Origin of the sequence: [Flexibacter] sp. ATCC 35103 (genome assembly GCF_001975985.1) — a bacterium.
In the GTDB taxonomy this organism is placed as follows: domain Bacteria; phylum Bacteroidota; class Bacteroidia; order Flavobacteriales; family Flavobacteriaceae; genus Flavobacterium.
The window spans coordinates 200043-224834 of sequence record NZ_MTQF01000005.1 but is presented as its reverse complement, the minus strand read 5'-3'; the positions used below and the strand labels follow the sequence as shown (position 1 = coordinate 224834).

26 protein-coding genes and 1 riboswitch are annotated in these 24792 nt (G+C 33.4%); of the genes, 14 read left to right on the top strand and 12 right to left on the bottom strand.

The window, feature by feature from the left end; translation table 11 throughout:
• Window positions 1–222: 222 nt before the first annotated feature.
• On the bottom strand, window positions 223–2340 hold the full coding sequence (locus BXU01_RS12105; protein WP_083693451.1) for a M3 family metallopeptidase: 2118 nt from the start codon (window positions 2338–2340) through the stop codon (window positions 223–225).
• Between the two features lie 180 nt (window positions 2341–2520).
• Here BXU01_RS12105 and BXU01_RS12100 point away from each other — a divergent pair, with 180 nt between their 5' ends.
• From BXU01_RS12100 to BXU01_RS12045, 12 genes are all read left to right on the top strand, one after another.
• A complete protein-coding gene (locus tag BXU01_RS12100; protein ID WP_083693450.1) occupies window positions 2521–3201 on the top strand; it encodes a queuosine precursor transporter in 681 nt (226 codons plus the stop codon).
• The gene (locus BXU01_RS12095; protein WP_083693449.1) at window positions 3198–3839 is read left to right on the top strand and encodes a hypothetical protein; all 642 of its coding nucleotides are present in this window, start codon (window positions 3198–3200) and stop codon (window positions 3837–3839) included. Before BXU01_RS12100 ends, BXU01_RS12095 begins: the two co-directional genes overlap by 4 nt.
• A 142-nt stretch (window positions 3840–3981) precedes the next feature.
• Window positions 3982–4422 carry a lipocalin family protein gene (locus BXU01_RS12090; RefSeq protein WP_083693448.1) on the top strand — a complete coding sequence of 147 codons (441 nt, stop codon included), beginning with the start codon at window positions 3982–3984 and terminating at the stop codon, window positions 4420–4422.
• A 73-nt stretch (window positions 4423–4495) separates the two neighbouring features.
• Complete coding sequence (locus BXU01_RS12085) at window positions 4496–5056, top strand: DNA-3-methyladenine glycosylase I (RefSeq protein WP_083693447.1); 561 nt, start codon at window positions 4496–4498, stop codon at window positions 5054–5056.
• 100 nt (window positions 5057–5156) lie between these two features.
• Window positions 5157–5254: riboswitch (TPP riboswitch) on the top strand.
• Window positions 5255–5339: 85 nt separating this feature from the next.
• On the top strand, window positions 5340–5546 hold the full coding sequence (gene thiS / locus BXU01_RS12080) for a sulfur carrier protein ThiS (protein ID WP_083693446.1): 207 nt from the start codon (window positions 5340–5342) through the stop codon (window positions 5544–5546).
• Between the two features lie 266 nt (window positions 5547–5812).
• Entirely contained in the window at window positions 5813–7636 is a 1824-nt protein-coding gene (gene thiC, locus BXU01_RS12075; RefSeq protein ID WP_083693445.1) for a phosphomethylpyrimidine synthase ThiC, read from the top strand.
• 103 nt (window positions 7637–7739) lie between these two features.
• A complete protein-coding gene (locus BXU01_RS12070) occupies window positions 7740–8327 on the top strand; it encodes a thiamine phosphate synthase (RefSeq protein WP_083693444.1) in 588 nt (195 codons plus the stop codon).
• A complete protein-coding gene (locus BXU01_RS12065) occupies window positions 8294–9049 on the top strand; it encodes a hydroxymethylpyrimidine/phosphomethylpyrimidine kinase (RefSeq protein ID WP_083693443.1) in 756 nt (251 codons plus the stop codon). Before BXU01_RS12070 ends, BXU01_RS12065 begins: the two co-directional genes overlap by 34 nt.
• The gene (locus BXU01_RS12060; RefSeq protein WP_083693442.1) at window positions 9039–9677 is read left to right on the top strand and encodes a thiamine phosphate synthase; all 639 of its coding nucleotides are present in this window, start codon (window positions 9039–9041) and stop codon (window positions 9675–9677) included. Before BXU01_RS12065 ends, BXU01_RS12060 begins: the two co-directional genes overlap by 11 nt.
• Window positions 9658–10437 carry a thiazole synthase gene (locus BXU01_RS12055; RefSeq protein WP_083693441.1) on the top strand — a complete coding sequence of 260 codons (780 nt, stop codon included), beginning with the start codon at window positions 9658–9660 and terminating at the stop codon, window positions 10435–10437. The genes BXU01_RS12060 and BXU01_RS12055 overlap by 20 nt, the downstream gene beginning before the upstream one ends.
• 144 nt (window positions 10438–10581) lie before the next feature.
• The gene (thiH, locus tag BXU01_RS12050) at window positions 10582–11694 is read left to right on the top strand and encodes a 2-iminoacetate synthase ThiH (protein ID WP_083693440.1); all 1113 of its coding nucleotides are present in this window, start codon (window positions 10582–10584) and stop codon (window positions 11692–11694) included.
• A 61-nt stretch (window positions 11695–11755) separates the two neighbouring features.
• The gene (locus tag BXU01_RS12045; RefSeq protein WP_083693439.1) at window positions 11756–12466 is read left to right on the top strand and encodes a HesA/MoeB/ThiF family protein; all 711 of its coding nucleotides are present in this window, start codon (window positions 11756–11758) and stop codon (window positions 12464–12466) included.
• On the opposite strand, the gene BXU01_RS12040 is transcribed toward BXU01_RS12045, so the two are convergent.
• The 4 genes from BXU01_RS12040 to BXU01_RS12025 form a co-directional block, all read right to left on the bottom strand.
• Window positions 12463–13257, bottom strand: coding sequence for an MOSC domain-containing protein (locus tag BXU01_RS12040; protein WP_083693438.1), 795 nt, complete (start codon window positions 13255–13257; stop codon window positions 12463–12465). The two genes, BXU01_RS12045 and BXU01_RS12040, sit on opposite strands and share 4 nt — an antisense overlap.
• Window positions 13241–13897 carry a leucyl/phenylalanyl-tRNA--protein transferase gene (gene aat, locus BXU01_RS12035; RefSeq protein WP_083693437.1) on the bottom strand — a complete coding sequence of 219 codons (657 nt, stop codon included), beginning with the start codon at window positions 13895–13897 and terminating at the stop codon, window positions 13241–13243. Before aat ends, BXU01_RS12040 begins: the two co-directional genes overlap by 17 nt.
• Window positions 13898–14142: 245 nt before the next feature.
• The gene (locus tag BXU01_RS12030) at window positions 14143–14514 is read right to left on the bottom strand and encodes a DUF3127 domain-containing protein (protein ID WP_017497965.1); all 372 of its coding nucleotides are present in this window, start codon (window positions 14512–14514) and stop codon (window positions 14143–14145) included.
• A gap of 31 nt (window positions 14515–14545) precedes the next feature.
• A complete protein-coding gene (locus BXU01_RS12025; protein ID WP_083693436.1) occupies window positions 14546–15421 on the bottom strand; it encodes a flavin reductase family protein in 876 nt (291 codons plus the stop codon).
• 164 nt (window positions 15422–15585) lie between these two features.
• On the opposite strand from BXU01_RS12025, the gene BXU01_RS12020 reads away from it, so the two are divergent.
• Entirely contained in the window at window positions 15586–16734 is a 1149-nt protein-coding gene (locus BXU01_RS12020) for a HAMP domain-containing sensor histidine kinase (protein ID WP_083693435.1), read from the top strand.
• Window positions 16735–16878: 144 nt separating this feature from the next.
• Here the strand turns inward: BXU01_RS12020 and BXU01_RS12015 are convergent, their stop codons facing one another.
• Window positions 16879–17268 (bottom strand): HIT family protein, encoded by a 390-nt coding sequence (locus BXU01_RS12015; RefSeq protein WP_083693434.1) that lies wholly within the window; start codon window positions 17266–17268, stop codon window positions 16879–16881.
• Between the two features lie 85 nt (window positions 17269–17353).
• Complete coding sequence (gene greA / locus BXU01_RS12010) at window positions 17354–17830, bottom strand: transcription elongation factor GreA (protein ID WP_083693433.1); 477 nt, start codon at window positions 17828–17830, stop codon at window positions 17354–17356.
• Window positions 17831–17985: 155 nt separating this feature from the next.
• Between greA and BXU01_RS12005 the strand changes: the two genes are divergently transcribed.
• Window positions 17986–18399 carry a hypothetical protein gene (locus BXU01_RS12005; RefSeq protein WP_083693432.1) on the top strand — a complete coding sequence of 138 codons (414 nt, stop codon included), beginning with the start codon at window positions 17986–17988 and terminating at the stop codon, window positions 18397–18399.
• A 54-nt stretch (window positions 18400–18453) separates the two neighbouring features.
• On the opposite strand, the gene BXU01_RS12000 is transcribed toward BXU01_RS12005, so the two are convergent.
• From BXU01_RS12000 to BXU01_RS11980, 5 genes are all read right to left on the bottom strand, one after another.
• Window positions 18454–20616 carry a TonB-dependent receptor gene (locus BXU01_RS12000; RefSeq protein ID WP_083693431.1) on the bottom strand — a complete coding sequence of 721 codons (2163 nt, stop codon included), beginning with the start codon at window positions 20614–20616 and terminating at the stop codon, window positions 18454–18456.
• A 257-nt stretch (window positions 20617–20873) separates the two neighbouring features.
• Entirely contained in the window at window positions 20874–21278 is a 405-nt protein-coding gene (arfB, locus tag BXU01_RS11995) for an alternative ribosome rescue aminoacyl-tRNA hydrolase ArfB (RefSeq protein ID WP_055096944.1), read from the bottom strand.
• Complete coding sequence (locus BXU01_RS11990) at window positions 21278–23392, bottom strand: DUF4301 family protein (protein ID WP_083693430.1); 2115 nt, start codon at window positions 23390–23392, stop codon at window positions 21278–21280. The genes arfB and BXU01_RS11990 overlap by 1 nt, the downstream gene beginning before the upstream one ends.
• Window positions 23353–23976, bottom strand: a complete 624-nt coding sequence (gene pnuC / locus BXU01_RS11985; protein WP_083693429.1) for a nicotinamide riboside transporter PnuC — start codon at window positions 23974–23976, stop codon at window positions 23353–23355. The genes BXU01_RS11990 and pnuC overlap by 40 nt, the downstream gene beginning before the upstream one ends.
• 28 nt (window positions 23977–24004) lie before the next feature.
• On the bottom strand, window positions 24005–24733 hold the full coding sequence (locus tag BXU01_RS11980; protein ID WP_083693428.1) for a geranylgeranylglyceryl/heptaprenylglyceryl phosphate synthase: 729 nt from the start codon (window positions 24731–24733) through the stop codon (window positions 24005–24007).
• Window positions 24734–24792 lie beyond the last annotated feature (59 nt).

Genomic DNA, 24792 nt, shown 5'->3' with positions numbered 1-24792 from the left:
GCCTCCTTCGAAACGGCAAATATTATTATGGAAATGATTGCCCGAGCCCCGATAGAAGTGGAAATCCTTTTGTGGCGGTGTTCGCTACAAAAGATTGGAACGTCCCGAGGCTTCGGGAGCAGAATTAGCTCCTGAAAAAAAGTTTTTATCATACGCTAAACCTCATAAAAAAAATCCCTGCATAAAATATTATGCAGGGATTTCAAATAAAATTTAATCTTATTATTTTTTATCCTTAATCGGGAAATTTCTCGCACGCATTAAAGCATCAGATTTAGGAGCTCTTCCTCTGAAGTTTTCATAAGCTTTCTCCTGATCAATAGTATTTCCTACACTAAACACATTATCATAAAGACGTTTAGCTACTTCTTTATCATAAGGACCTTTTCCTTCAGTAAAAGCTTCATAAGCATCTGCATTAATAACATCTGCCCATAAATAACTGTAATATCCAGCTGCATACCCATCACCTGAGAAAATATGTCCAAATTGTGGTATTCTATGACGCATTACAATTTCTGACGGCATATGAAGTGCATCTAACGTTTCTTTTTCGAATTTATGAGGATCGATAGGCGAAGTTGTTAAATGCAGCTTCATATCAATCAAAGAACTAGAAATTGTTTCTACAGTAGAAAAACCTTCACCAAAAGTAGATGCTTTTTCGATTCTGTCTACTAAAGATTGTGGTAACGGCTGATTTGTTTTGTAATGTAAAGCAAACTTGTTCAACACTTCCGGAGTAGCTAACCAGTGCTCTAATAATTGAGAAGGAAACTCTACATAATCTCTCGCAACACTAGTGCCTGCTAAACTTGGGTATGTTACATTAGAACATAATCCGTGAAGTGCATGTCCAAATTCATGAAAAAGAGTTGTAGCGTCTTCCCAGGAAATTAAAACCGGCTCGTTTGCAGTTCCTTTTATAAAATTACAATTATTAGAAACGATTGTAAGAACTTCTCCATCCATTTTTTGCTGATCACGGTAAGCATTCATCCATGCACCAGAACGTTTTCCTGCACGCGCATAAGGATCAAAATACCATAATCCAACCACTTTACCAGTGATTTTGTTACTTACTTCCCAAACACGTACATCCTGATGATATACAGGAACAGTTGTAATTTGTTTGAAACTTAAATTAAATAATTCTCCGGCAACCCAAAACATACCTTCACGCAAGTTTTCTAATTGCAAATAAGGCTTAACTTCATTTTGATCTAAATCGTATTTTGCTTTTCTAACTTTTTCAGCATAATAACGGTAATCCCAAGGCTGAATTTTAAATTTACCTCCTTCGGCATCTACAATTTTCTGCATTTCGGCAACATCCTGATGTACTTTTTCTACAGCCGGTTCCCAAACTGACATCATCAAATCTATTGTTTTCTTAGGATCTTTTGCCATTTTATTAGATAAACTCCAATCTGCAAAAGTAGGAAACCCTAACAAATTAGCTTTTTTAGTACGCAATTGTAAAATAGACACAAGAGTTGCATTGTTATCATTTGCATTACCATTATCACCACGTTTTACAAAAATATCAAATGCTTTTTCTCTTAAATCCCTACGGGTTGAGAAAGTCAAAAATGGCTCAATAGAGGAACGTGTGTTTGCAATACAGCCTAAAACATCTAACTTTCTGCTTTTAGCCTCAGCAATTGCAGCATTTTTTACCTCAGTTGGCAAACCATCAAAATCACTTTCTGTTTTTAATGCCACATATTGATTATGCTCTTCTGCTAATAAATTTTGACTGAACTTTGTAAAAAGACTTGCTAATTCCTGATTAATTTTAGCAACTTCTTCTTTGTCCTGTACATTTAACTTGGCTCCTTCACGAACAAAATCAGTATAATACAACCAAATTAAACGTTGTTGCTCACTAGTAAGTTTTTTACTTTCTTTTGAGTTATATAAAGTTTCTATTTTAGTAAACAGCTTTTTATTTTGAACAATTTTATCACTAAACTCAGATAATTTTGGAGACATTTCAGTTTCAACTGCATCAAATTCCGGAGTGCTTAAAGTTGAGCCATAAATTCCGTAAACGGTATAAATTCTGGACATCGTTTTTCCAGAACGCTCTAAAGCAGCAATAGTATTATCAAAAGTTGGTGCTTTTGGATTATTTACAATAGCATCGATCTCACTTAGTTTTTCCTGAATCGCAAATTGAATTGCAGGCTTAAAATCCGAAACCTTGTATTCATTAAAAGCAGGAACTCCACCATAAGGTCCTGTCCATTTTTTAAGCAATGGATTATCAGAAGTTGTTTGTGCGTTGGCCGCGAATAAGGTTGTTCCCATGAGAAAAATTGTCATTAATTTTTTCATTATCATTAATTTGATTTAATATAAAATATTATATGTTATTGTACCAAATGTAACTAAAAATCAGCATTCGAATGAAAATTTTAACTTTCAGATTCTCTATAAACCGTCGTTTAATTTAAAATTATCCTTTAAAAGTTATAGAGAAATAGTTTAAATTTGGCACATCATTTACCACATCACATGTTTAAAACCAGAAAAGAGATTGTTTTTGTAATTCTAGCAGGTATCTTTATAACAAATGCCGTAGTGGCTGAACTTATTGGAGGAAAATTAATTCAAATTGGTCCTTTTGTAATGAGTATTGGTATATTGCCCTGGCCAATAGTTTTTTTGACTACAGATCTAATAAATGAATATTTTGGCGAGAAAGGTGTAAAAAAATTATCTTTTATAACTGCATGTTTGATTGCCTATGCCTTTTTAATATTATTTATGGCAATCGTAATACCGGCTGCAAAAGGAATTAGTCCGGTGAATGATGAACAATTTCAAGCCGTTTTTGGTCAAAGTATGTGGATCATCGTAGGTAGTTTGATTGCCTTTATGGCATCTCAATTAATCGATGTCTGGATATTCTGGTTTTTTAAAAGACGCACTGGAGAAAGAAAAATTTGGCTCAGAACGACAGGATCAACTGTAATTTCGCAACTATTTGATTCTTTTATTGTGTTGGGAATTGCTTTTTGGTTACCCGGAAAAATTGATTTTAAAACTTTTATATCTTCTGGCTTAACAGGATATATTTTTAAGCTTTCAGTGGCTGTTTTATTAACTCCCTTAATCTATTTAGGACATCATTTGATTAAAAAATATCTTGAAGAAGACAAAGCTATAGAAAGAAAAGAAGACGCTGACGAATGAAAAATCAAAATTTAATTTTATTAATTCTTCTTTCATTATGTCTTTTTAATTGCAATCAAAATGATCGGAAAAACTTACTGGAATCTACCACAACTATTTCTGAAAAAATAAAAGACATCTCAAAAAGTACTGTAGAAACCGTAACGTCCATAAAAGATTCTATTGCAAAAACAATATTGCCAAATAAATTAAAGACTAATAAAACCGTTACCGAAGAAACAAAGATCACAAAAGACAGTACTGAAACAGGAACCTTAGATAATGAAAAAATAAAAGGATTCAGTTATTTCAAAAAATTACTTTCGATTTGTAAAACAGGGGAAACGCTAACACAAAAAGAATTAATTGAAGATCATAATATTCCAAAAGAAGGCGTTAAACTAATAAAAAGTATTACGAAAACTGCCGAAGATGAAATCGACATTAAATGGAAGTCAACTTGGTTAATTGAAAAGGTTTCTGATGCTAAATTTACTGATGCCCGAATGAAAATTAAATTCGAAGCCAATAAAATGTATACTTCAGGAAAGACAATTGGAATAAAATATAATAAAAAGATCTATAACGACTTAATTATAATTGGAACTTCGGCATATATTCCTTCTGTAAAAGGATATCACTGGAAAATTGGGGAATAGTTTATCTTAAATAAAAAGTCTCATTTTCAATACTTTAATTTTTAGCAAAAATAAACACGAAAAATCCTGCTTAAGTTTTGGTTTTAGAGAAAAAGATTTTACTTTTGTTAACGAATTTTTAACAAATAAAATCAACAAAAAAATGAAAAAACTAAGCATTTTATTTTTGTCAGTATTGACATTAGGATTAGCAAGTGTATCTTGTAGCAGTGACGATGATAACTCAGGATCTATTGAAGGAAAATGGGCACCTATAAAAATGGGAAGCGTTGTTAACGGACAAGAAGTATTAGTTAATATTCCAAATGAAGGAAAATGTGACAGCGATTATATTGAATATACAAGTGGTGGAAAATTTACTGAGCTTGAATATGAATTTCAAAACAATAAATGTACACCTTTAACTGATAAAGGAACCTGGACATTAAAAGATAAGATTTTATCAACAACATATGATGGAGAAACTGAAGTAAATACAGTAGAAATTATGGAATTGAATAAATCTTCTTTAAAAGTAAAATATACTGAAAAAATTGATGATACAAACTCTATGATTATCATTACTCTTTTTGAAAGAAAATAATAATTCTAAGCAATTATTTATTTAAACCTCAAACCTCACGTTTGAGGTTTTTTTATACATTTGAAATAAAAAAATGGAACAAATAAGATGCGGCTGGTGCTCAGCAAGCGATTTATACAAAAAATACCATGACGAAGAATGGGGCGTTCCGGTTTATGACGATCCTACTTTATTCGAGTTTTTAATTCTGGAAACCTTTCAGGCAGGTTTAAGCTGGATTACAATTTTAAACAAAAGAGAAAATTTCAGAGCAGCATTCGATCATTTCGATTATAAAAAAATAGCCAATTATTCCGAAGATAAAATTGAAGAATTATTACAAAACACCGGAATCATCCGCAATAAACTCAAAGTAAAATCAGCAGTTTCAAACGCTCAGGCCTTCATGAAAATTCAAGATGAATTTGGAAGTTTCTCTGATTATATCTGGAAATTCACCAACGGAAAACCCATCAATAATAATCCAAAATCCTTAAAAGATGTTCCGGCTACTACTCCACTTTCAGATGAAATTAGCAAAGATTTAAAGAAAAGAGGATTCAAATTTGTAGGTTCCACCGTGATTTATGCACACATGCAAGCCACCGGAATGGTCAACGATCATATCGAAGATTGCTGGAAAAGAGCCCAGTAATCAGTCACAGTTTTCGGTGCCAATTTTCAGTTTTATAAAAACCTGAAAACTGAAACTTGAAACTTTTTTAAACAACAAAACAATTTTTACATATATTTGCTTCACACTTTAGGGGTGTCTACAACATTGTAGGCTGAGATTTTACCCTCTGAACCTGATCTAGTTCATACTAGCGTAGGGAAAAGTAAGATGACTTCTGCGCGCATTTTTATGCGCAATTGTAGCCATTCCTAAGGTTTAGATGCACTGCTGTGCATCTCTACATTAACTAAACTTAAAAGGAATGGAACTAAAAATCAACCAACAAATCAAACATTTCAATGCTGAATCGCTAAGCGTTCAATCATTGCTCGATCTCGAAATTCCCAATAAACAAAACGGAATTGCTGTTGCCGTAAATAATACTGTCGTTCCAAAACTCAATTGGAACCAACATCTTGTACAAGAAACCGACGAAATTTTAATCATTTCAGCAACACAAGGTGGATAATATGGCTGCCTAAACGGGCTATCCGTTTCAAGTCCGCAGTCGTCAACCAAAAAAATATAGTCTTAGCAAAGCTTCCGTTGGTCGCTTTCCTAATCCTTATTTTTTACGGTTTCCTTCTTTACGGGCTTTCCACTTCTATCCCTGGCAGAAAAACAAATTCCAAAAACAGACAAAAACAACACTTCAAAAAGACACACTGCAGTGCGCTCTACAATTGACAATTACATTTTTACATCTCACATTTTACAACATACAATTCACAAGCTATGACTACAGAAGAACAAATTTCCAGAACTCCTTTTCCCAACTCCAAAAAAATATATGTAAACGGAGAAATTCACCCTATAAAAGTCGCTATGCGCGAAGTCATTTTAAGCGATACAAAACTTTCAAATGGAGGAATTGAGAAAAATCCGCCAGTGACTATTTACGACACTTCCGGAGCTTATACTGATCCAAATATCGAAATTGACATTCGAAAAGGATTACCTCGCTTACGCGAAAATTGGATATTAGAACGAAATGATGTTGAAGTCCTCGAAGAAATTACGTCTGATTATGGACAAACCCGATTGAAAGACGAAAGCCTAAATCATCTTCGATTTGAATATTTGCATCAACCAAAAAGAGCAAAAAAAGGTGCTAACGTAACGCAATTATACTACGCAAAACAAGGTATCATAACTCCTGAAATGGAATATATTGCCATTCGTGAAAATCAGCGAATCGAGCTTTTGAACGAACAAACCAAAGCAATGCAATGTCAGCATTCCGGACATAGTTTTGGAGCCAACACACCAAAAAGTAAAATAACTCCTGAATTTGTTCGCAGCGAAGTAGCTTGTGGAAGAGCCATAATTCCAAACAACATCAATCATCCTGAGAGCGAACCAATGATTGTTGGGCGCAACTTTCTGGTAAAAATAAATGCCAATATCGGAAACAGTGCTGTAACTTCAAGCATCGAAGAAGAAGTTGAAAAAGCAGTTTGGGCTTGCCGTTGGGGCGCTGATACTATCATGGATTTATCAACTGGTAAAAATATTCACGAAACCAGAGAATGGATTATTCGCAATTCACCGGTTCCAATTGGCACAGTTCCAATTTATCAGGCATTAGAAAAAGTAAAAGGAATTGCCGAAGATTTAACTTGGGAAGTTTTCCGCGATACTTTAATCGAGCAGGCAGAACAAGGAGTTTCATACTTTACCATTCACGCCGGAGTTTTATTGCGTTACATTCATTTAACCGCAGATCGCGTTACCGGAATTGTTTCCCGCGGTGGATCAATCATGGCAAAATGGTGTTTATTCCATCACAAAGAAAACTTTTTATACACACATTTCGAGGAAATCTGCGAAATCATGAAGCAATATGATGTAGCTTTTTCACTAGGCGATGGTTTACGTCCGGGATCAATTGCTGATGCTAATGACGCCGCTCAATTTGCCGAATTAGAAACTTTAGGTGAGCTAACAAAAATCGCCTGGAAACATGATGTACAGGTTTTCATTGAAGGTCCGGGTCACGTGCCAATGCATATGATCAAAGAAAATATGGACAAACAATTAGAACATTGCAGCGAAGCTCCTTTTTACACTCTTGGTCCTTTAACAACTGATATTGCGCCGGGTTACGACCATATCACATCAGCAATTGGAGCCGCTATGATTGGTTGGTATGGCTGCGCAATGTTGTGTTATGTAACGCCAAAAGAACATCTTGGCTTACCTAATAAAAAAGACGTCAAAGATGGTGTTATAACTTATAAAATATCTGCTCATGCCGCTGATTTAGCCAAAGGTCATCCGGGAGCACAGTATCGTGACAATGCCTTAAGTAAAGCACGTTTTGAATTCCGTTGGGAAGATCAGTTTAATTTATCCTTAGATCCTGATACGGCAAGAGAATTTCATGATGAAACTCTTCCTGCTGACGGAGCAAAAGTGGCACATTTCTGTTCGATGTGCGGACCAAAATTCTGTTCTATGAAAATATCTCAGGAAATTCGTGATGTTGCAGCAGCCGAAAAAGGCATGCAGGAAAAGTCAGAAGAGTTTATCGAGCAAGGGAAAGAAATCTACATATAGTGAGAAGTTTTCTGTAAAATGTGAGATGTAAAACATTATGTCATTTCACATTTTACAAACAACATTTCACTTCTAACATCTCACAAATAACATTTCACAAAATATGATTGTAATTACAAATCCTTCTGCTATTGCAAATGAAATCAGCTTAATTGATTCTTTATTTGAAGAAGGATTATCTTTACTTCATATTCGAAAACCTGTTTTTTCTGAGATTGAAATGGTGGAATTTATTAAGCAGATAAAATTAGAATATCGGTCGAATCTAGTTTTACACAATCATCATCAATTGGCAGAAGATTCGGGAATTAATAGAATTCATTTTTCAGAAAAGGACAGAAAGAATAGTTTTTTAGTTAATCCGGATCAAAAGATATTTTCAACATCAACACATTCAATTGAAGATTTCAATTCATTGGAAAATTTTGATTACGCTTTTTTAAGTCCCGTTTTTTCGAGTATTTCTAAGGAAGATTATCATCCGAAAGAAAACCTTTTTGAAGCATTAAAATCAAGAACTAATAACAAAACAAAAGTCATCGCTTTGGGCGGAATTAATTCTGAAAACATCAAAAAAACACTTGAAAACGGTTTTGACAATGTAGCGCTTTTAGGTACCATTTGGAATCATAAAAACCCAATAAAACAATTCAAATTATGCCACAAAATCGTCCTTTCGCACTCACTATAGCGGGCTTTGACCCAACTGGTGGCGCTGGTGTTTTGGCTGATATCAAAACATTTGAACAACATCAGGTAACTGGTTTTGCAATTACAACTGCAAACACAATTCAGACTGAAAATGAGTTTTTTGACATTGAATGGACAAATGTAAATTTTGTAATTCGTTCTATTGAAACCTTATTTCAAAATTATAAAATCAGTACAGTAAAAATTGGAATCGTTCCTTCTTTACATTATTTAAACCGAATTCTTTCGACTATAAAACTACTATCTCCAACTACCAAAATTGTTTGGGATCCGGTTTTAAAATCGACAACAGAATTTGAGTTCATTAAAATTGAAGATCGATTAGACTTGAATAACATTCTATCTAAAATCGAATTGATTACGCCAAACTATAATGAAATAGAAATTTTATTCCCCGGTTTTGTTTCAGAAAAACTTTGGTTACAAAATGAAATGCCAACTAATATTTTGCTAAAAGGAGGACATAATTCAGCTGAAATTGGCACTGATCGTTTGTTCTTGAAAAATGAAATTATTGATTTATTGCCCTCAGAAAAAAAATGCGTTGAAAAACATGGTTCCGGCTGTGTTTTATCATCAGCAATCGCCGCAAATCTCGCATTGAATCAAACTCCAAAAGAGGCTTGTAAAAATGCCAAAACCTACATAGAAAAATACCTGAGCTCAACTTCAACATTAATCGGATATCATTATGTACAATAAATTGCAATACATCTCACAGGGAAAAACAATCGAAGAACAATTGTATAATATTCATCATGCACTCGATGCCGGATGTGATTGGGTACAAATGCGTTTCAAAAATCAAACTGCCAAAGACACTTTTGCTTTAGCGGAAGCGGTAAAATTTTTATGCGAAGAATATCTCGCTAATTTTATCGTAAACGACAATCTATATCTCGCTCAACAAATTGCAGCAGACGGAGTACATTTAGGTTTAACCGATATGAATATTGCCGAAGCCAGAGCAATTCTGGGAAACACAAAAATCATTGGAGGAACAGCAAATACTTTTGAAGACATTGAAAATCACGTAAAAAATGGCTGTGATTATATTGGTTTAGGTCCTTTTAGATTTACTGCTACAAAAGAAAAATTAAGTCCCATTTTAGGTTTATCCGGTTATTTTGAGATTCTTCAAAAAATGAAAAAAAACAAAATTTCAATTCCGGTTTATGCCATTGGCGGAATCAATTTAAAAGATATAAGTCCGCTAATGGAAACTGGAATTCACGGAATTGCCGTTTCCGGAATGATCACGGAAAGCGACGAAAAGAAAAAATTAATTCAACAATTAAACGAAAAGTTATATGCAAACGTCATTGTTTAACATTGGAGATAAAACCTTTAAATCTCGTTTGTTTTTAGGAACGGGAAAATTTGGTTCGAACCTTGAAATGGAAGAAGCTATTCTGGCTTCTGAAAGCGAATTGGTTACCGTTGCCTTAAAACGTATCGATCTCGAGACAGAAACAGATGTTATTTTATCGCATTTAAAACATCCAAACATCAATTTATTGCCTAATACTTCGGGTGCCAGAAATGCCAAAGAAGCTGTTTTTGCTGCTCAATTAGCACGTGAAGCCTTAGAAACAAATTGGATAAAATTAGAGATTCATCCTGATCCAAAATACTTAATGCCGGATCCTATCGAAACTTTAAAAGCAACCGAAGAACTGGCTAAACTTGGCTTTTTTGTCCTGCCTTACATTCATGCAGATCCTGTTTTATGTAAACATTTAGAAAGCGCAGGAACAACGGCTGTTATGCCTTTAGGTTCTCCAATTGGCAGTAATAAAGGTCTTAAAACAATAGATTTTTTAGAAATTATTATCGAACAAAGTAACGTTCCTGTAATTGTAGATGCCGGAATTGGCGCTCCATCAGACGCGGCAAAAGCAATGGAAATTGGTGCCGATGCTGTTTTAGTAAATACCGCAATTGCCGTTGCCGGAAATCCAAAATTAATGGCTGAGGCTTTTAAGGAAGCTGTCATTGCGGGTAGAAAGGCTTTTGAAGCTAAAATTGCAAACCAACAAAATTATGCTGTGGCTTCTAGTCCTTTGACATCATTTCTTTATGATATTTAACCGCAAAGTTCACAAGGTTTTTTCGCAAAGTTCGCTAAGCTTTGCGAACTTTTAGACAAACATAAAGAACACAAAGCTTAGCGAACTTTGCGTAAATCTTAGCGTACTCTGCGGTAAAAAAACTCGCAGTTAAAACACAATCCAATGAAAACATTTAAATCAGTTTTTGAACAATATAACTGGGATTCCATTCAATCTAAAATATACCAAACCTCATCAAAAGATGTCGAACGTGTTTTGTCTAAAACCAAACGAAATCTTGATGACTTTTTGGTTTTGATTTCTCCTGCTGCACAAAATTATTTGGAGCAAATGGCGCAGCAATGCCATGAAATTACTAAAAAACGTTTTGGCAAGACAATTCAAATGTATGCTCCGCTTTATTTAAGCAACGAATGTCAGAACATTTGTACCTATTGTGGTTTTAGTTTAGACAATAAAATCAAACGAAAAACACTTTCTGATGCCGAAATTAAACTTGAAGTTGAAGCTTTAAAAAATGTGGGTTTTGATCATGTTTTATTGGTTACAGGTGAAGCAAATTATACCGTAAATATTAATTATTTCCTGAATGCGATTGCTTTAATTAGAAAGCAATTTTCGATTATTTCTGTTGAAGTTCAACCGCTTTCTACAGAAGATTATGTGCGTTTGCATGAAGCTGGCGTATATTCTGTTCTGGTTTATCAGGAAACCTACCATCAGGAGGTTTATAAAAAGTATCATACAAAAGGTAAAAAATCAAATTTTGATTACCGATTAGAAACTCCTGACCGAATTGGAACAGCTGGAATACACAAAATAGGTTTGGGCGTTTTATTAGGTTTGGAAGATTGGCGAACGGATAGTTTTTTTAATGCTTTACATCTGGATTATCTTCAGAAGAAATATTGGCAAACTAAATATTCTGTTTCTTTCCCCAGATTACGTCCTGCCGAAGGCATTATCGAACCTAATTTTATTATGGATGATAAAGATTTAACCCAACTTATTTGTGCGTATCGCTTATGGAATGAAGATCTTGAAATCTCAATTTCGACCCGGGAAAATGAAAAATTCAGAAACAATATCATCCCAATTGGTGTTACGAGTATGAGCGCAGGATCTAAAACAAATCCGGGTGGTTATGTGGTTGATCCGCAATCATTAGAACAATTTGAAATCAGTGACGAACGTTCAGCAAAAGAAATCGCCCAAATTATAACGAATTCAGGATATGAACCCGTTTGGAAAGATTGGGATAAGAGTTTTATTTAAAAATTGCAATATTCAAATTCCAAACTCTAACAATATAAAATCAACAATCTAAAATTGCAAAATGAGCATTATACAAGAATTCCTTCGCTATAACAGACAAACCATATTACCTGAAATTGGTGACGAAGGGCAGGAAAAACTAAAAAAAGCAAAAGTGTTAGTTATTGGCGCCGGAGGTTTAGGTTGTCCAATCCTACAATATATTGCCACGGCAGGAGTTGGTTTTATTGGAATTATGGATTTCGACACCATTGAAATTCACAATTTGCACCGACAGATTTTATATACCGAAAATGAAATTGGAAAGGAAAAAGTTCTAGTTGCCCAAGAAGTAATTTCAAAACTAAATCCGTTAATTGAGGTAATCGCAATTTCAGAAAAACTGACAATTCAAAATGCATCTCAAATTATTCAACAATATGATATTATAGTAGATGGTTCAGATAATTTTACAACACGTTATTTAGTAAATGATACTTGTGTTACTTTACAAAAAACATTAGTATATGGAAGTATTCTAAGATTTGAAGGTCAGATTGCTGTTTTTAATCATAACGGAAGTAAAAATTTGCGTGATTTATTTCCGGAAATGCCAGATCCAAAAGATGTTCCCAATTGTAATATGAATGGCGTTTTAGGAAGTGTACCAGGAATTATTGGTACAATGATGGCACATGAAACGCTAAAATTAATTTTAGAATTACCAACTTTAAAAAACGAACTCGTACTTTTTAATATGCTGGATTGGAGTTTTACAAAACTAAATTTTTAGAAAACAATCTCGTCTCCAACTGTAATAATTCCCGAGTTTAAACTCACAAGATTGGTCCCAAATAAAACAGAATTATCTACTACTCGATATTTACTTAAAGTTTTTAAAGGTTCTTTTTTTAATTTTCCGTTTTGAGGATCATTATTTACCATAATACATCTTCCACAAGGCTTGATATTTTTAAATTGTACTTCCCCAATCTTAAAAGTCGTAAAATCATCTTCTTCATGAGGAGTTTGGCTACTTATAACAATATTGGGACGAAATCTCAAAACAGTAATTTTATCTTCTAATTTTTCATTTAGAAAATCTAAACTTTCAGTTCCCACTAATAAATAGGGATATCCGTCAGCCAAACTTACGTTGAAGATTTGTTTTGATTTAGAACTTTCATGTTTGCGGTCTCCAATTCTAATAATTTTAACAAGTTTACATTCAAATCCCAAGCTCTCACTAAACCATTTTGAAGTGGCTTGATTTACCTCAACAACTTCACTTATATCATCCCAAACATCTACTTTTAAAGAATCTTCTAAATGTTCATCAATAGAAAATTCATGCTTTTGATTTTCAAAAGTAATAGAAATTTTTCCATTTGAAATCTGCGGATAAAACTGACTCATGATTCGGTGTTCTCTCTGCGTGATCATTTTATTTTCACCATCAATCAACATCCATCTTCGGTCATTTTCAAAGCCCATTTCTTCTGCTAAGGCTTTCTCACAACTAATTCCGGCCAAACTTTTTATCGGATAGATATAAATTTCTTTTACACTATAAATTGCGCTCATTGCTGTTGTTTTTTAATATAGACATAAATTCTTCACGATCAATTTCGCGGCAGCCTAAACTTTCCAGATGTGGGTTGTAAACCTGACAATCCAAAAGCTTGTAATTTTCTTTTTTTAAATGATTCACCAAAGCAATGAAAGCTACTTTTGATGCATTTGATACTTTTGAGAACATACTTTCTCCGCAAAAAACATGTCCTAAATTGATACCGTATAAACCTCCAACCAAAACCTCATCTTGCCAAACCTCAATAGATTTTGCAATTCCCTGTTCATTCAATTTACAATAAGCATCAACCATTTCGTTTGAAATCCAGGTTCCGTTTTGCCCATCACGTGTGATGTTTTTACAATTCGAAATTACATCTCTAAAGTTTTGGTTAAAAGTAACTTTAAACTGATTTCTATTCAGGATATTACGCATACTTTTAGACACAATCAATTCATCCAGAAATAAAACCATTCTTGGATCCGGGGACCACCAAATAATTGGATCTCCTTCATTAAACCAAGGAAAAATTCCGCTTTTGTATGCTAATTTCAATCTTTCCGGATCTAAATCTCCACCAATAGCAAGAATTCCTTCTTCATCGGTCTCTGAAACTGGAGGAAAAAATAAGTCTTTGATTATGTAGTACATTTATTAGATAAAATTCTAAATTTCTTAAATATCTGTATTCAATATTGTCATTTTGACGAAGTTGAAATCTTCACGAGAAACTCCGCAATCAAAATAGCCAATCTTTGTCAAATTACTTGTGTGATTTCTCCTCCCGAAGCTTCGGGATCGAAATGACAAAAACTGACGGTAAAAACAAAATTCCAAATTCCAATTACAAATAAATGAATTGGAATTTGGAATTTATTTTTTGAGATTTAAACTTATTAGAACGGTAAATCGTCTGGTTCGTCTTCGTTTAAATTAGTTGCTGGTGCAAAAGCTTCTGCAGCAGGCATTGGAGGAGTTTGTCCAGGACCTTCAGGTGCCAATCTTTCGATTCTCCAACCTTGAATACTATTGAAATATCTGGTTTCTCCTTGTGGATTAACCCATTCTCTTCCTCTTAAATTGATAGAAACTTTTACTGCCTCACCTTGTTTGTAGCTACTTAATAAATCACATTTATCTTGCGTAAATTCGATCAAAATATGCTGTGGATACTGCTCATCTGTGGTAACAACCAACTCTCTTTTTTTGAATGCAGCACTAACTTGTTGCTCTGGGTTCACCACTTTTACTTTTCCTGTAACTTCCATCTTCTTCTATATTAATTATTGTTTCTTTTCTTTATTTTTTTGCTAAAAGCACTTTCCATGCTGATGAAATATCATCATTGTTCAGGTATTTTTTAGCTTCTAAATGCACTTTTTCCTGATCATCTGAGCTCAGCACTCCTTTTACGGAAAAGTTTTCTTTCACAAATATACTAACTTCTTCCGTTGTAGGCAAGGCTTCAATATTACCTAATTTTCCAAGATCATTTCCGTTAAAAACGGGGCTTTCCTTGATGTAATTTGGTATAACATCTACACCAACTCCTAATGTTGTCAAGGGTTTTGGCACTTCAAACAGTCCTTGATTAGATCTTGAATACCAATTACTTCCTAATCTGGAAACCAGGTCAATTTTATGCTGATCAATGGCTCCGTCTTCATCTAAAACATCTTCGTGAATATGTATTTTAACGACTTCGCAAAGAATCAAATTTCCTGCTCCGCCCTGATCTCCTAACGGAATAATCTGCGTGACTTTGCACTCAAACTGAACGGGCGACTCTTTTACACGATATGGTTTTACAAAATCTGACGGAATTTGCGTTAATCCTGCTTTTATAAATTCGTTTACACCATCTCCATATTCCGTGCTTGCTAATGATGTTTGTTGTACCAAGTCATAATTTACCACATTAATCACTACTTCACGTGTTGCTTCTGCATTGATTAAGGTATGCTTTATGGTATTGTCACGAACACGACGGGCTGGTGAGAAAACTAAAATTGGCGGATTGGCACTGAACACATTAAAGAAACTAAATGGAGACAAATTCGGGATTCCTTTTGCACTAATTGTACTGGCAAATGCAATAGGTCTTGGCCCGACAGCACTTTGCAGATAACCTTGTAATTTTGCCGTAGTAATTTCTTTAGGATCGATGCTAATCATAGAATTTTTCGTTTTAACCGAATCTCATTTCGGCAAGTACAAAAGTATAGAAATCGTTTTTGTCAAAGAAATAGTTTAGGACTTAAAAACAAAAAAATCTTTTAAAGTCCCACAAAATATTAAATGTGTTTATTTCGTTATATTTATACCTCAAAAATTAGTTTATGCGTTTTTCTGAAAGTAGAAATACAACTCGTTGGATTATTATTTCAATTTCCTTTTTAATCATTTCTCTGATTCTGTGGAATACTTATACGTTTTTTCAAATTTTTAAGAATGAAGAGCGCTTAAAAATGAACCTTTGGGCAAATGCACAAAAAACATTGGTTAATGCTGATGAAAATACAGATTTAGATTTACCGCTTAATATTTTAAACAATAATACATCAGTTCCGGTGATGCTAACGATGTATGACAAAGTGATAAGTTCTGTAAATGTTCCTGAAGAGGTTCTGGCAGACAAGAAGAAATCAATGTCATATCTTAATAATTTAAAAAACGAAAATGAGCCTATTATTATCGAATATGCTCCCGGAAAACATCAGGAAGTATATTATGGAAACTCTGCGTTACTTAATAAACTCAAATATTATCCCGTTGCCTTATTGTTGATTATCTTTTTATTTGCTGCTTTAATTTATAATTTTTACAGAAGTACAAAAATGGCTACTCAAAATAAACTTTGGGCAGGAATGGCAAAAGAGACAGCACATCAAATTGGTACTCCTTTATCTTCATTAATTGGTTGGGTCGAAATATTAAAAACAGAAGAGATTGATCCGTCAATAACTATAGAAATAGAAAAAGACATTGAAAGATTGCAAACGATTACAGATCGTTTTTCTAAAATTGGATCTGTTCCGGTTTTAGAAGAACTCGATATTGTTGCAACAACTTTACATACTTATGAGTATTTACAATCCCGTTTTTCTAAGCAGGTTGCTTTTTCATATCATGCCCCAAAAGAACCTATTCTGGCTATGATAAACCCAACATTACACAGCTGGACAATTGAAAATTTAATAAAAAATGCAATTGATGCCATGAAAGGTAAAGGATTTCTTGATCTTCAGATTGAACAAGATGTTCATCATGTAAAAATAAATGTAAAAGATTCCGGAACAGGAATTTCTAAAAAACAATTCAAAACGATATTCGAACCGGGATTTACCACAAAAAAACGTGGTTGGGGACTGGGACTTTCTTTAACTAAACGTATTGTTGAAGAATATCATAGTGGAAAAATAAAGGTCCTTCATTCTGAAATTGGAAAAGGAACTACTTTTCAGATTTCTCTAAATAAAAAAGTGTAGCAAAATTTACTTTACTACACTTTATATACTTTTTTATTTCTGAACGCTTTGTGAGGTTGAGCGAAGTCAAAACCCTTTATGTTCAATCAGGACTTGGCTTCGACTTCGCTCAGCCTGACATCCGTCAAAACAATTATTATTAAGCTACAAATTTGCCTGAATACTTTTAGCTAAAGCTTCAAATTCTTCTTTCGAAAGTGACACTTTATTATGGAAACGCATTTCATCCATCTCGTTTAACGGAATCAAATGAACGTGTGCATGAGGAACTTCTAATCCTACAACTGCAATACCTACTCTTTTGCAAGGAACAGTTTTTTCTAAAGCAATTGCGATTTTTTTAGAAAACTTCATTAATCCCAAATACAGTTCATCATCCATATCAAAAATCTTATCGATTTCCTGTTTCGGAATACAAAGTGTGTGCCCTTTAGCATTTGGGTTTACATCTAAAAAAGCCAAATAATTATCGTCTTCAGCAATTTTATATGCAGGAATTTCTCCGTTTACTATTTTGGTAAATATTGATGACATTGTTTGTTCGGTTATTTGTTTATTCGTTAAATCGGTTAAACGATTAAAATCTTAATAGTGAGATTGCTTCGTTCCTCGCAAGGACTTAGTCTCTTGTAATTTCAAGAATTTCAAATTTCAAAACTCCATTTGGAACAGTAATTTCGGCTACTTCTCCAACAGATTTTCCTAGTAAACCTTTTCCAATAGGAGATGTTACGGATATTTTACCCGTTTTCAAATCAGCTTCACTTTCAGCAACAAGCGTATATTTCATTTCCATTCCATTACCTTGGTTCTTAATTTTTACATTAGAAAGCACCAATGCTTTTGAAACATCCAGTTGTGATTCGTCTATTAATCTTGCATTAGAGTACACTTCTTCAAGTTTGGCAATTCTCATTTCCAATAATCCTTGTGCCTCTTTTGCTGCATCATATTCGGCGTTTTCAGATAAATCACCTTTGTCTCTTGCTTCTGCTATATCTTGAGATGCCTTTGGACGCATTACACTTTTTAAATGCTCCAACTCATCTTTTAATTTTTTTAATCCTTCTGCGGTATAATAAGATACTTTACTCATAACTTCGTCGTTTATATAAATACAAAAAATCCCATCGGAACGGGATTTTGTATTACAAATATACTATTATTTTTAATAGTACATAATTATATGTTAATCATATAAAAATCAAATCTAAATAAATTATTTTTGTTTCACTAATTCTTATTAAAATAATGAAAAAATTCTGGCTCTTAATCGTATTTGTTTCTATACTTTTTTCTTGCAGTGACAATAGCGTCAGCAATAAAAATCCTAACATACCAAGCTACTCTGTCAACTTATCAGTTGATATGAATTTGCCTGCCTATTCAAATCTTAAATTTGTAAGCAACGGCATTATTGTTCCAAATTATGGTGCAAAAGGAGTTATTATTTTTAATGCCGGAAGTGGCTATAATGCATTTGATGCTGCATGTCCTAATCACGCCCTAACCTCGTGTACAGCTATGACACTTGACGGTATAAATGCAGTTTGCTCGTGCGATAAATCAGAATATAGTTTGTTTACGGGACTTGGCGGAAAAGAATATCCATTAAAACAATATAGGGTTGAAGTTATAGGAACGGTAATTCACGTATATAATTAAAATTAAAAAAGCCTGAAAGTTTATATTTTCAGGCTTTTTTAATTTTTAAATATTTTAGAATTTCAGGGTTAATCCTGCCAGAAAATTTATTCCGGCCTGAGGATAATAGTACGGATAAACATCATACATATATCCGTTTGAAACATACTTTTTGTCTAAAACATTATTTACCAATCCTGTTATCATAATTGATTTAAAGATTGATTTTGGTTTTATTTCGTATGAAACATTCAAATCATTTACAAAATAATCTGCCAATTTTGCTGCCGGTAATTCTATATTGTTCATATATTGTTCTCCCACATATTTCTGTAATAAAGAAATATGTAAACTCTGAATAGGACTATACACAATAATATTCCCTGCAATCACATTTGGTGAATATGCAATATTTGTTGTTCCGTAATACTCTCCTTCAACTGCTAAATCAAGATTTTTATTGCTGCTTAATGTAAAGTTTGGTCTAAGGATAAATTTCTCTGAAAGTTTAATTGTAGCATCTACTTCAAATCCCAAGCGATAACTTTTTTCAGTATTTGCACGAATTGGAGCACCAACATCATCAAGTCTTCCGGTTAAGATTAACTGGTCTTTGTATGCCATATAGTATACATTCGAATTCAATTGAAACTTCTCAGAATTAAATCTCCATCCTAATTCAAAATCATTTAATTTTTCCGGTTTCACATTTCCGCCTTCATAATCCGTTCTGTTAGGTTCACGATTGGCTCTGGCATAAGAAAAATAAAGTGTATTCCTGCCATTGATTTCATAGTTTAAACCTGCTTTAGGATTAAAGAAATTAAAATTATCATCTACTAATCCTGTTTCATTACTATTGGCTTTATACTTTACGTTTCTATATTGCAAATCACCGTAAAAACTCAACTTTTCAGTAAACTGATAATTGGCTTTTGCAAAAATATTTCCATCTGTTTTAGTCGATGAGTCATCATAATAATGATCTCCGGGTTCTGATTGAGAAGCATATCTGGCCCAGATTACTTTTCCAAAATGATCACCTTCATATTTATTCCAGCCACCGCCTAAGATAACGTCCAGTTTTTCTTCTTTATATTTTACTGAAAAAGTAGTTCCGTAAAAATCATTATCCAACCATTTCTGACGCACTAAATCGGTTGTGGTTATTGTGCCAACCGGCTGCAAATTATAATCAGCCATATCAGCATCTTCTTTATAATTTTCGTAATATCCTTTTCCTTTAGTATAATGAATTGCTAAATTGCTGCTCCATTTATCAGAAAATGATTCACTCCAGTGTAACTGATAATGATCTTGTTTGTAATTATCGGTCTCATTATTATAATAACGAATATTTCCGGCTTCATCAGTATATTGTCCTGCTGAATTGTAAGTTCTGTTGTTAACGAGTGTTTCAGCATCAATTCCGTTCCAGGATTGATATGTTTTCTCCGTTCCGCCAAAAACCAGCGCCTTTATCAAAGTTGTTTTACCTACGTAAGTCCCTTGCAGGAAATATGATTTCAGGTCAGAACTTCCCCTGTCTATATAACCATCGGATTTAAGTGTAGACAAACGCCCGGCAAGTTCAAAATGATCATTTAATAAACCGGTACTAAATTTCACGGTATTCTTATTCGAATTAAAACTTCCGTAAGAGCTTGAAACTTCTCCGGTAGCTTTAGTGGCATAATTATCTGTCAGCATGTTTAAACTAGCTCCAAAAGCAGAAGAACCATTAGTCGACGTTCCTACTCCTCTTTGTAACTGCAGACTCTCTACAGAAGAAGCAAAATCAGGCATATTTACCCAAAATGTTCCCTGGCTCTCAGCATCATTGTACGGAATTCCGTTTATGGTAACATTTACTCTCGTTGCATCGCTACCACGAACTCTGATTCCTGTATATCCAAAACCATTTCCTGCATCTGATGTTGTAACAACTGATGGCAAATAGTTCATAAGAATTGGAATATCCTGTCCCAGATTTCTATATTTAATATCCTTTTTATCCAGATTACTAAAGCTAACAGGTGTTTTTGTGGTGACACGAACTGCGGAAACCAATACATCATCAAGCTTGTTGACTTTTGTAGAATCCTGTTCTTGTGAAATGGAGGAAAGAGAATAGAAAATAGAAAATAGAAGAAAGAAAATAGACTTTTGAGTCAGCTTTGAGCCTTTGCTACTTTGTGCCTTTGTACCTTTTAAAGTACCTTCAAAAAATGTTTTCATCCGTAAAAAAATTACGAATAAAAGGGGGAATTATTCTTTTGTTAAATATTAATAAATGTTTCACGACAAAATATAGTGTGCACGCTAAAATTGTCGTTTTTCCCTTAGCGACATTACTCGCTCAGGTTCTTTGGGTATGATCTCAGCTCGTTATTTAGAGCACCCCTTTGAGACAGGGCAAATTTAGGAAAGATTTTTAGATATTTAGATGCTTTGGCAATTAGATTTTTGATTTAATTAAAATCAAAAAATGTTCCTTAATCTAAATTTGGTTTTCTGCGGGATTGTTTGATTTCAGAGATATTCTTTTTGTCTTTGATTCGCTTTTTAATTACCGATTTTGGAATTTTCGTTGCCTTACGAATTTTAGGAACAAACAATCCTTTTTTGATGATTTCTAAAAAACGTTTAATGACAATATCTTTGTTTTTAAGCTGACTTCTGTCTTCATCACAATTTAAAATAAGGATATTTTCTGATGTTAAACGTGATGCAATATTAGTTTGAAGAAGCAATTTTTCTTCTTCAGATAGTCCTTGAGAAGCATTTGTATCAAAAGTCAGCACTACTTTTGAAGATACTTTATTCACGTTTTGTCCGCCTGCGCCACTACTTCTTACCGCTTTAAAACTTAACTCTGATATGATTTTTTCTATATCCATTATTGAGGCTGATGAGCAGGTTTTAATAAATCATTTACCGTTTTTACAGGATTGAAGGTAATTAAAGGAACTGCAACAAAAATAGTTAGCCAATTTGCCATTGCACCATTCCATAATCCTGGCAATTCGTAGCTTTTAACAATTTTTCCTTCAACACTTTTCTCTACAATAAAACCCGCTTTGTGATCTACAAATTTTAATAAATCAAATTTTTCGTTTTTATAGTTTCTGATTCCGCAAATTAAATCAACCGGATTAAAATGAGTTGCTTCGGTAAGGATTTGCTGTTGTTTTTTATTTGCAAGATCTACTTGCGAAGTTTCTACTATTTGTAAAGAAACAGATCCTCTGTTATTCATTACCCAAAATGGTCCTCCTCCAGGTTCTCCTTCATTTTTTACCATTCCGCAAACCCGAATTGGTCTGTCTAGTAAATCTTTGATTTTACTGATCTTATTTTCAAAAGTAAATTTATTAAAATCACTATTTAATTCAACATTTAGCTTCTGTAATAAAAATGCAACAATTTCTTCTATATCTTTCTCTTGTATCTCTTGCTTTTCGATTGCATTTAGATATCCAAAAACTTTTTGCTGCACTTCAATTAAAACACCTGCTAAAGCTTTTTTATACAATGAAATTTTATCAATATGATTTTGAATTACGTTATCGATGTTTTTTATAAAAATAATATCTGAATCAAGTTTATTTAAATTTTCGATAAGCGCTCCATGTCCGCCAGGTCTAAAAACCAACTCATTATTATTATCCCTGACAGGAATATTTCTCGCATCTACACAAATAGAATCTGTGCTTTTATGCTGGTAAGAATAACCAATATCTATTTTAACTCCGGATACGTCCTCGACTTTTCCTTTAAGAACCTCAACTTCATTTTCAAATAAATTCTGATGTATTTCAGAAACAGTAAAATGCAAATTTGATATTTTATTTGCTGTCGCATAATGCACACATTCGTTCAAATGCTCTTCTATAGGATTTGCGATGTGAGTTTTATATTGATGAAATGGCAAAACTGCTTTTGGCTTATTTGCAAAATCAAAATAATCTGAAGCCAGTAATGTTTTTATAAAATAATAGTTTTTATAATCCCTGTCTAAAGTTTCAAAGTCTGGATAAATCTCTCTAAGCTTATTATCTAAAGCTTCAAAAAAAGGAAATTTATCCATTGCAACAATAAAAATAGACAAATTGCTGTCTTTTTTTCTATTGATATAAGCATTTATAGTTTCTGTTTGAAGATCAAAATCATTTAAAAAAGCGCTTAAAAACTTAAACATTCTACTTGCTGCACCTGAAGCGGGAACAAATTTCTTTAGTTTAAATTTCTCTTTCTGAAGATCAAAAAAACGAGCCTTTTCTTCAAATTCATCTTCTGATAAACTTAAAATACCGTGATTAATAGTAGCCGGGCTAACCAGGTTGCTTTTTAGAATTCCATTTTTAAAAACTTCTAACTGTTTCAAAATTTTATCAAAAGAGATTCCATGATCATAAATCTGAACAAAATCTGCTGATGAAATACCATGCTGTTTTGCAATCGATAAATTATCAATAATCGAAATCGCTTTTGCCAAACGGCTTTCCTTATTACCGGAAAGCGTTATAAAAGGTTTTTTAGCATCAATTAAAGTTTGTCTAAAAACCGAAAACACAGTTTCCCTGCCATCAGGAGTATCTCTGATATCATCTCTTTCCCAAGGCACATCTATATCTGTAAGAAAAAACAAATCGTATTCATGTTCTAATGCTGCTTCGTTTAAAAGCGGATCAGAGAAACCATAATACATCTCAGAAAAAACTTTGGTAACCATTAAGTTCGTATCCGAAAACAAATATTTTTTTGCTGATGAAAGTTTTTTGTTTTCTAAAGCCACTTGTCCGTAAGCGATAGGCAACATATCATCTGCAACACAAATATGTTGATTTTCTTCCCACTTTTTCTGCAAATAATCGCGTGCGAATTCAGGAACCCATTCGGTTTCATAATATTCCGCAAGTTGTTTTGCCAATGTGGTTTTACCTGTACTTTCAGGACCAAATAAAGCAATTTTTATGATAGCTGTTTTTTGCTGTCTAAGATTTTTCTCCATTCTAAATAAGCTGAAATAGCCAAAATTGTAAAAATTAAATACTGAAGTGACAACATTCCCAAGCCGCGATACGCATAAAGAGGCACTACAATAATATCGCCAATGATCCAAAGTGTCCAGTTTTCGATCTTTTTCCGGGCCATATACCACATTCCTGCAAAAAATATTCCTGAAGAAATCATATCGACATAATTGTCATTTTTGATCTCGTAATCAAAATATTTATAAATTCCGAAAACTACAAAAATGGTTACAAAAAATAGTATAACTCCAATTATTTTTTCGTTAGTATTCGTTCTCGTAATAGGTAAATTATCTTCTACAGTTCCTCCTTTTGCCCAAACATACCAGCCATATATACTCATTATAGAGAAATACCCGTTAATAATCATATCTCCAATATAACCGGCTACATATAATAAATATACAGAGATTAAAGTTGCGATTAGCCCTGTTGGATATACCCAGATATTTTCTTTTTTAGCAAACCAAACGCTTAATATCCCACAAACAAAAACCATAAACTCTAAAGCAATATGCCATAAAGGAGCATTTTTGTAACTTTCCAGAAAAAAATCTATCATTAGACGGGTTGTTTTGGGTTGTTTCTATTTATGATTCAAAGAAATGGCTGTCGTTTTCAAAAGCAGTTCCTATAACAACCAGATCTGCGCCAGCATTATAGGCATTTTGTATTCCGTGCAAATCTACAATTCCTCCTCCAACAATGATAGGAATATTAACATTTTGAGCAATTAACCCTATCATTTCCAGTGGTACTGTTTTTTGGGCTCCGCTTCCCGCTTCTAAATAAATTAATTTATTACCTAACATTTCTCCGGCTTGTGCAGTGGCCAAAACCAAACCAAAATTTTCCCTGTTTAAAGGTTTTGTTTTGCTTACACGGGCTACGGCAGTTTCATTACCGCTTTCGATCAAGATATAACCGGTAGAGATTACCTCAAGATTTGTTTTTTTTAGAATAGGTGCTGCCTGAACCTGATATTCTATTAAGTAATCCGGATTTCGTCCGGATAATAATGATAAAAATAAAATAGCATCAGCCTGAGGTGAAATTTGTGACGGATTGCCGGGAAATATTACAACAGGCAAATTTGTTTTTTGTTTTAATGCGGCAACTAATTCTTCTAAGATTGTAGATTCTACAATACTTCCTCCCACAAAAACATGTGTTGCAGGAGATTGACTTATTTTAAGCAATAAATGATCTAAATTTTCCCAAACAATTTTATCAGGATCTAAAAGTATTGCTAGTAATTTTTGACCGTTGCCTTTAGCTTCCAGAATTTGTTCGTGTATATTGGGTATTTTTTGTCTCATAACGGGCGTAAAAGTAAAAGTTTTTTAATGTAGAAGAACTATATTGAATGAATTATATT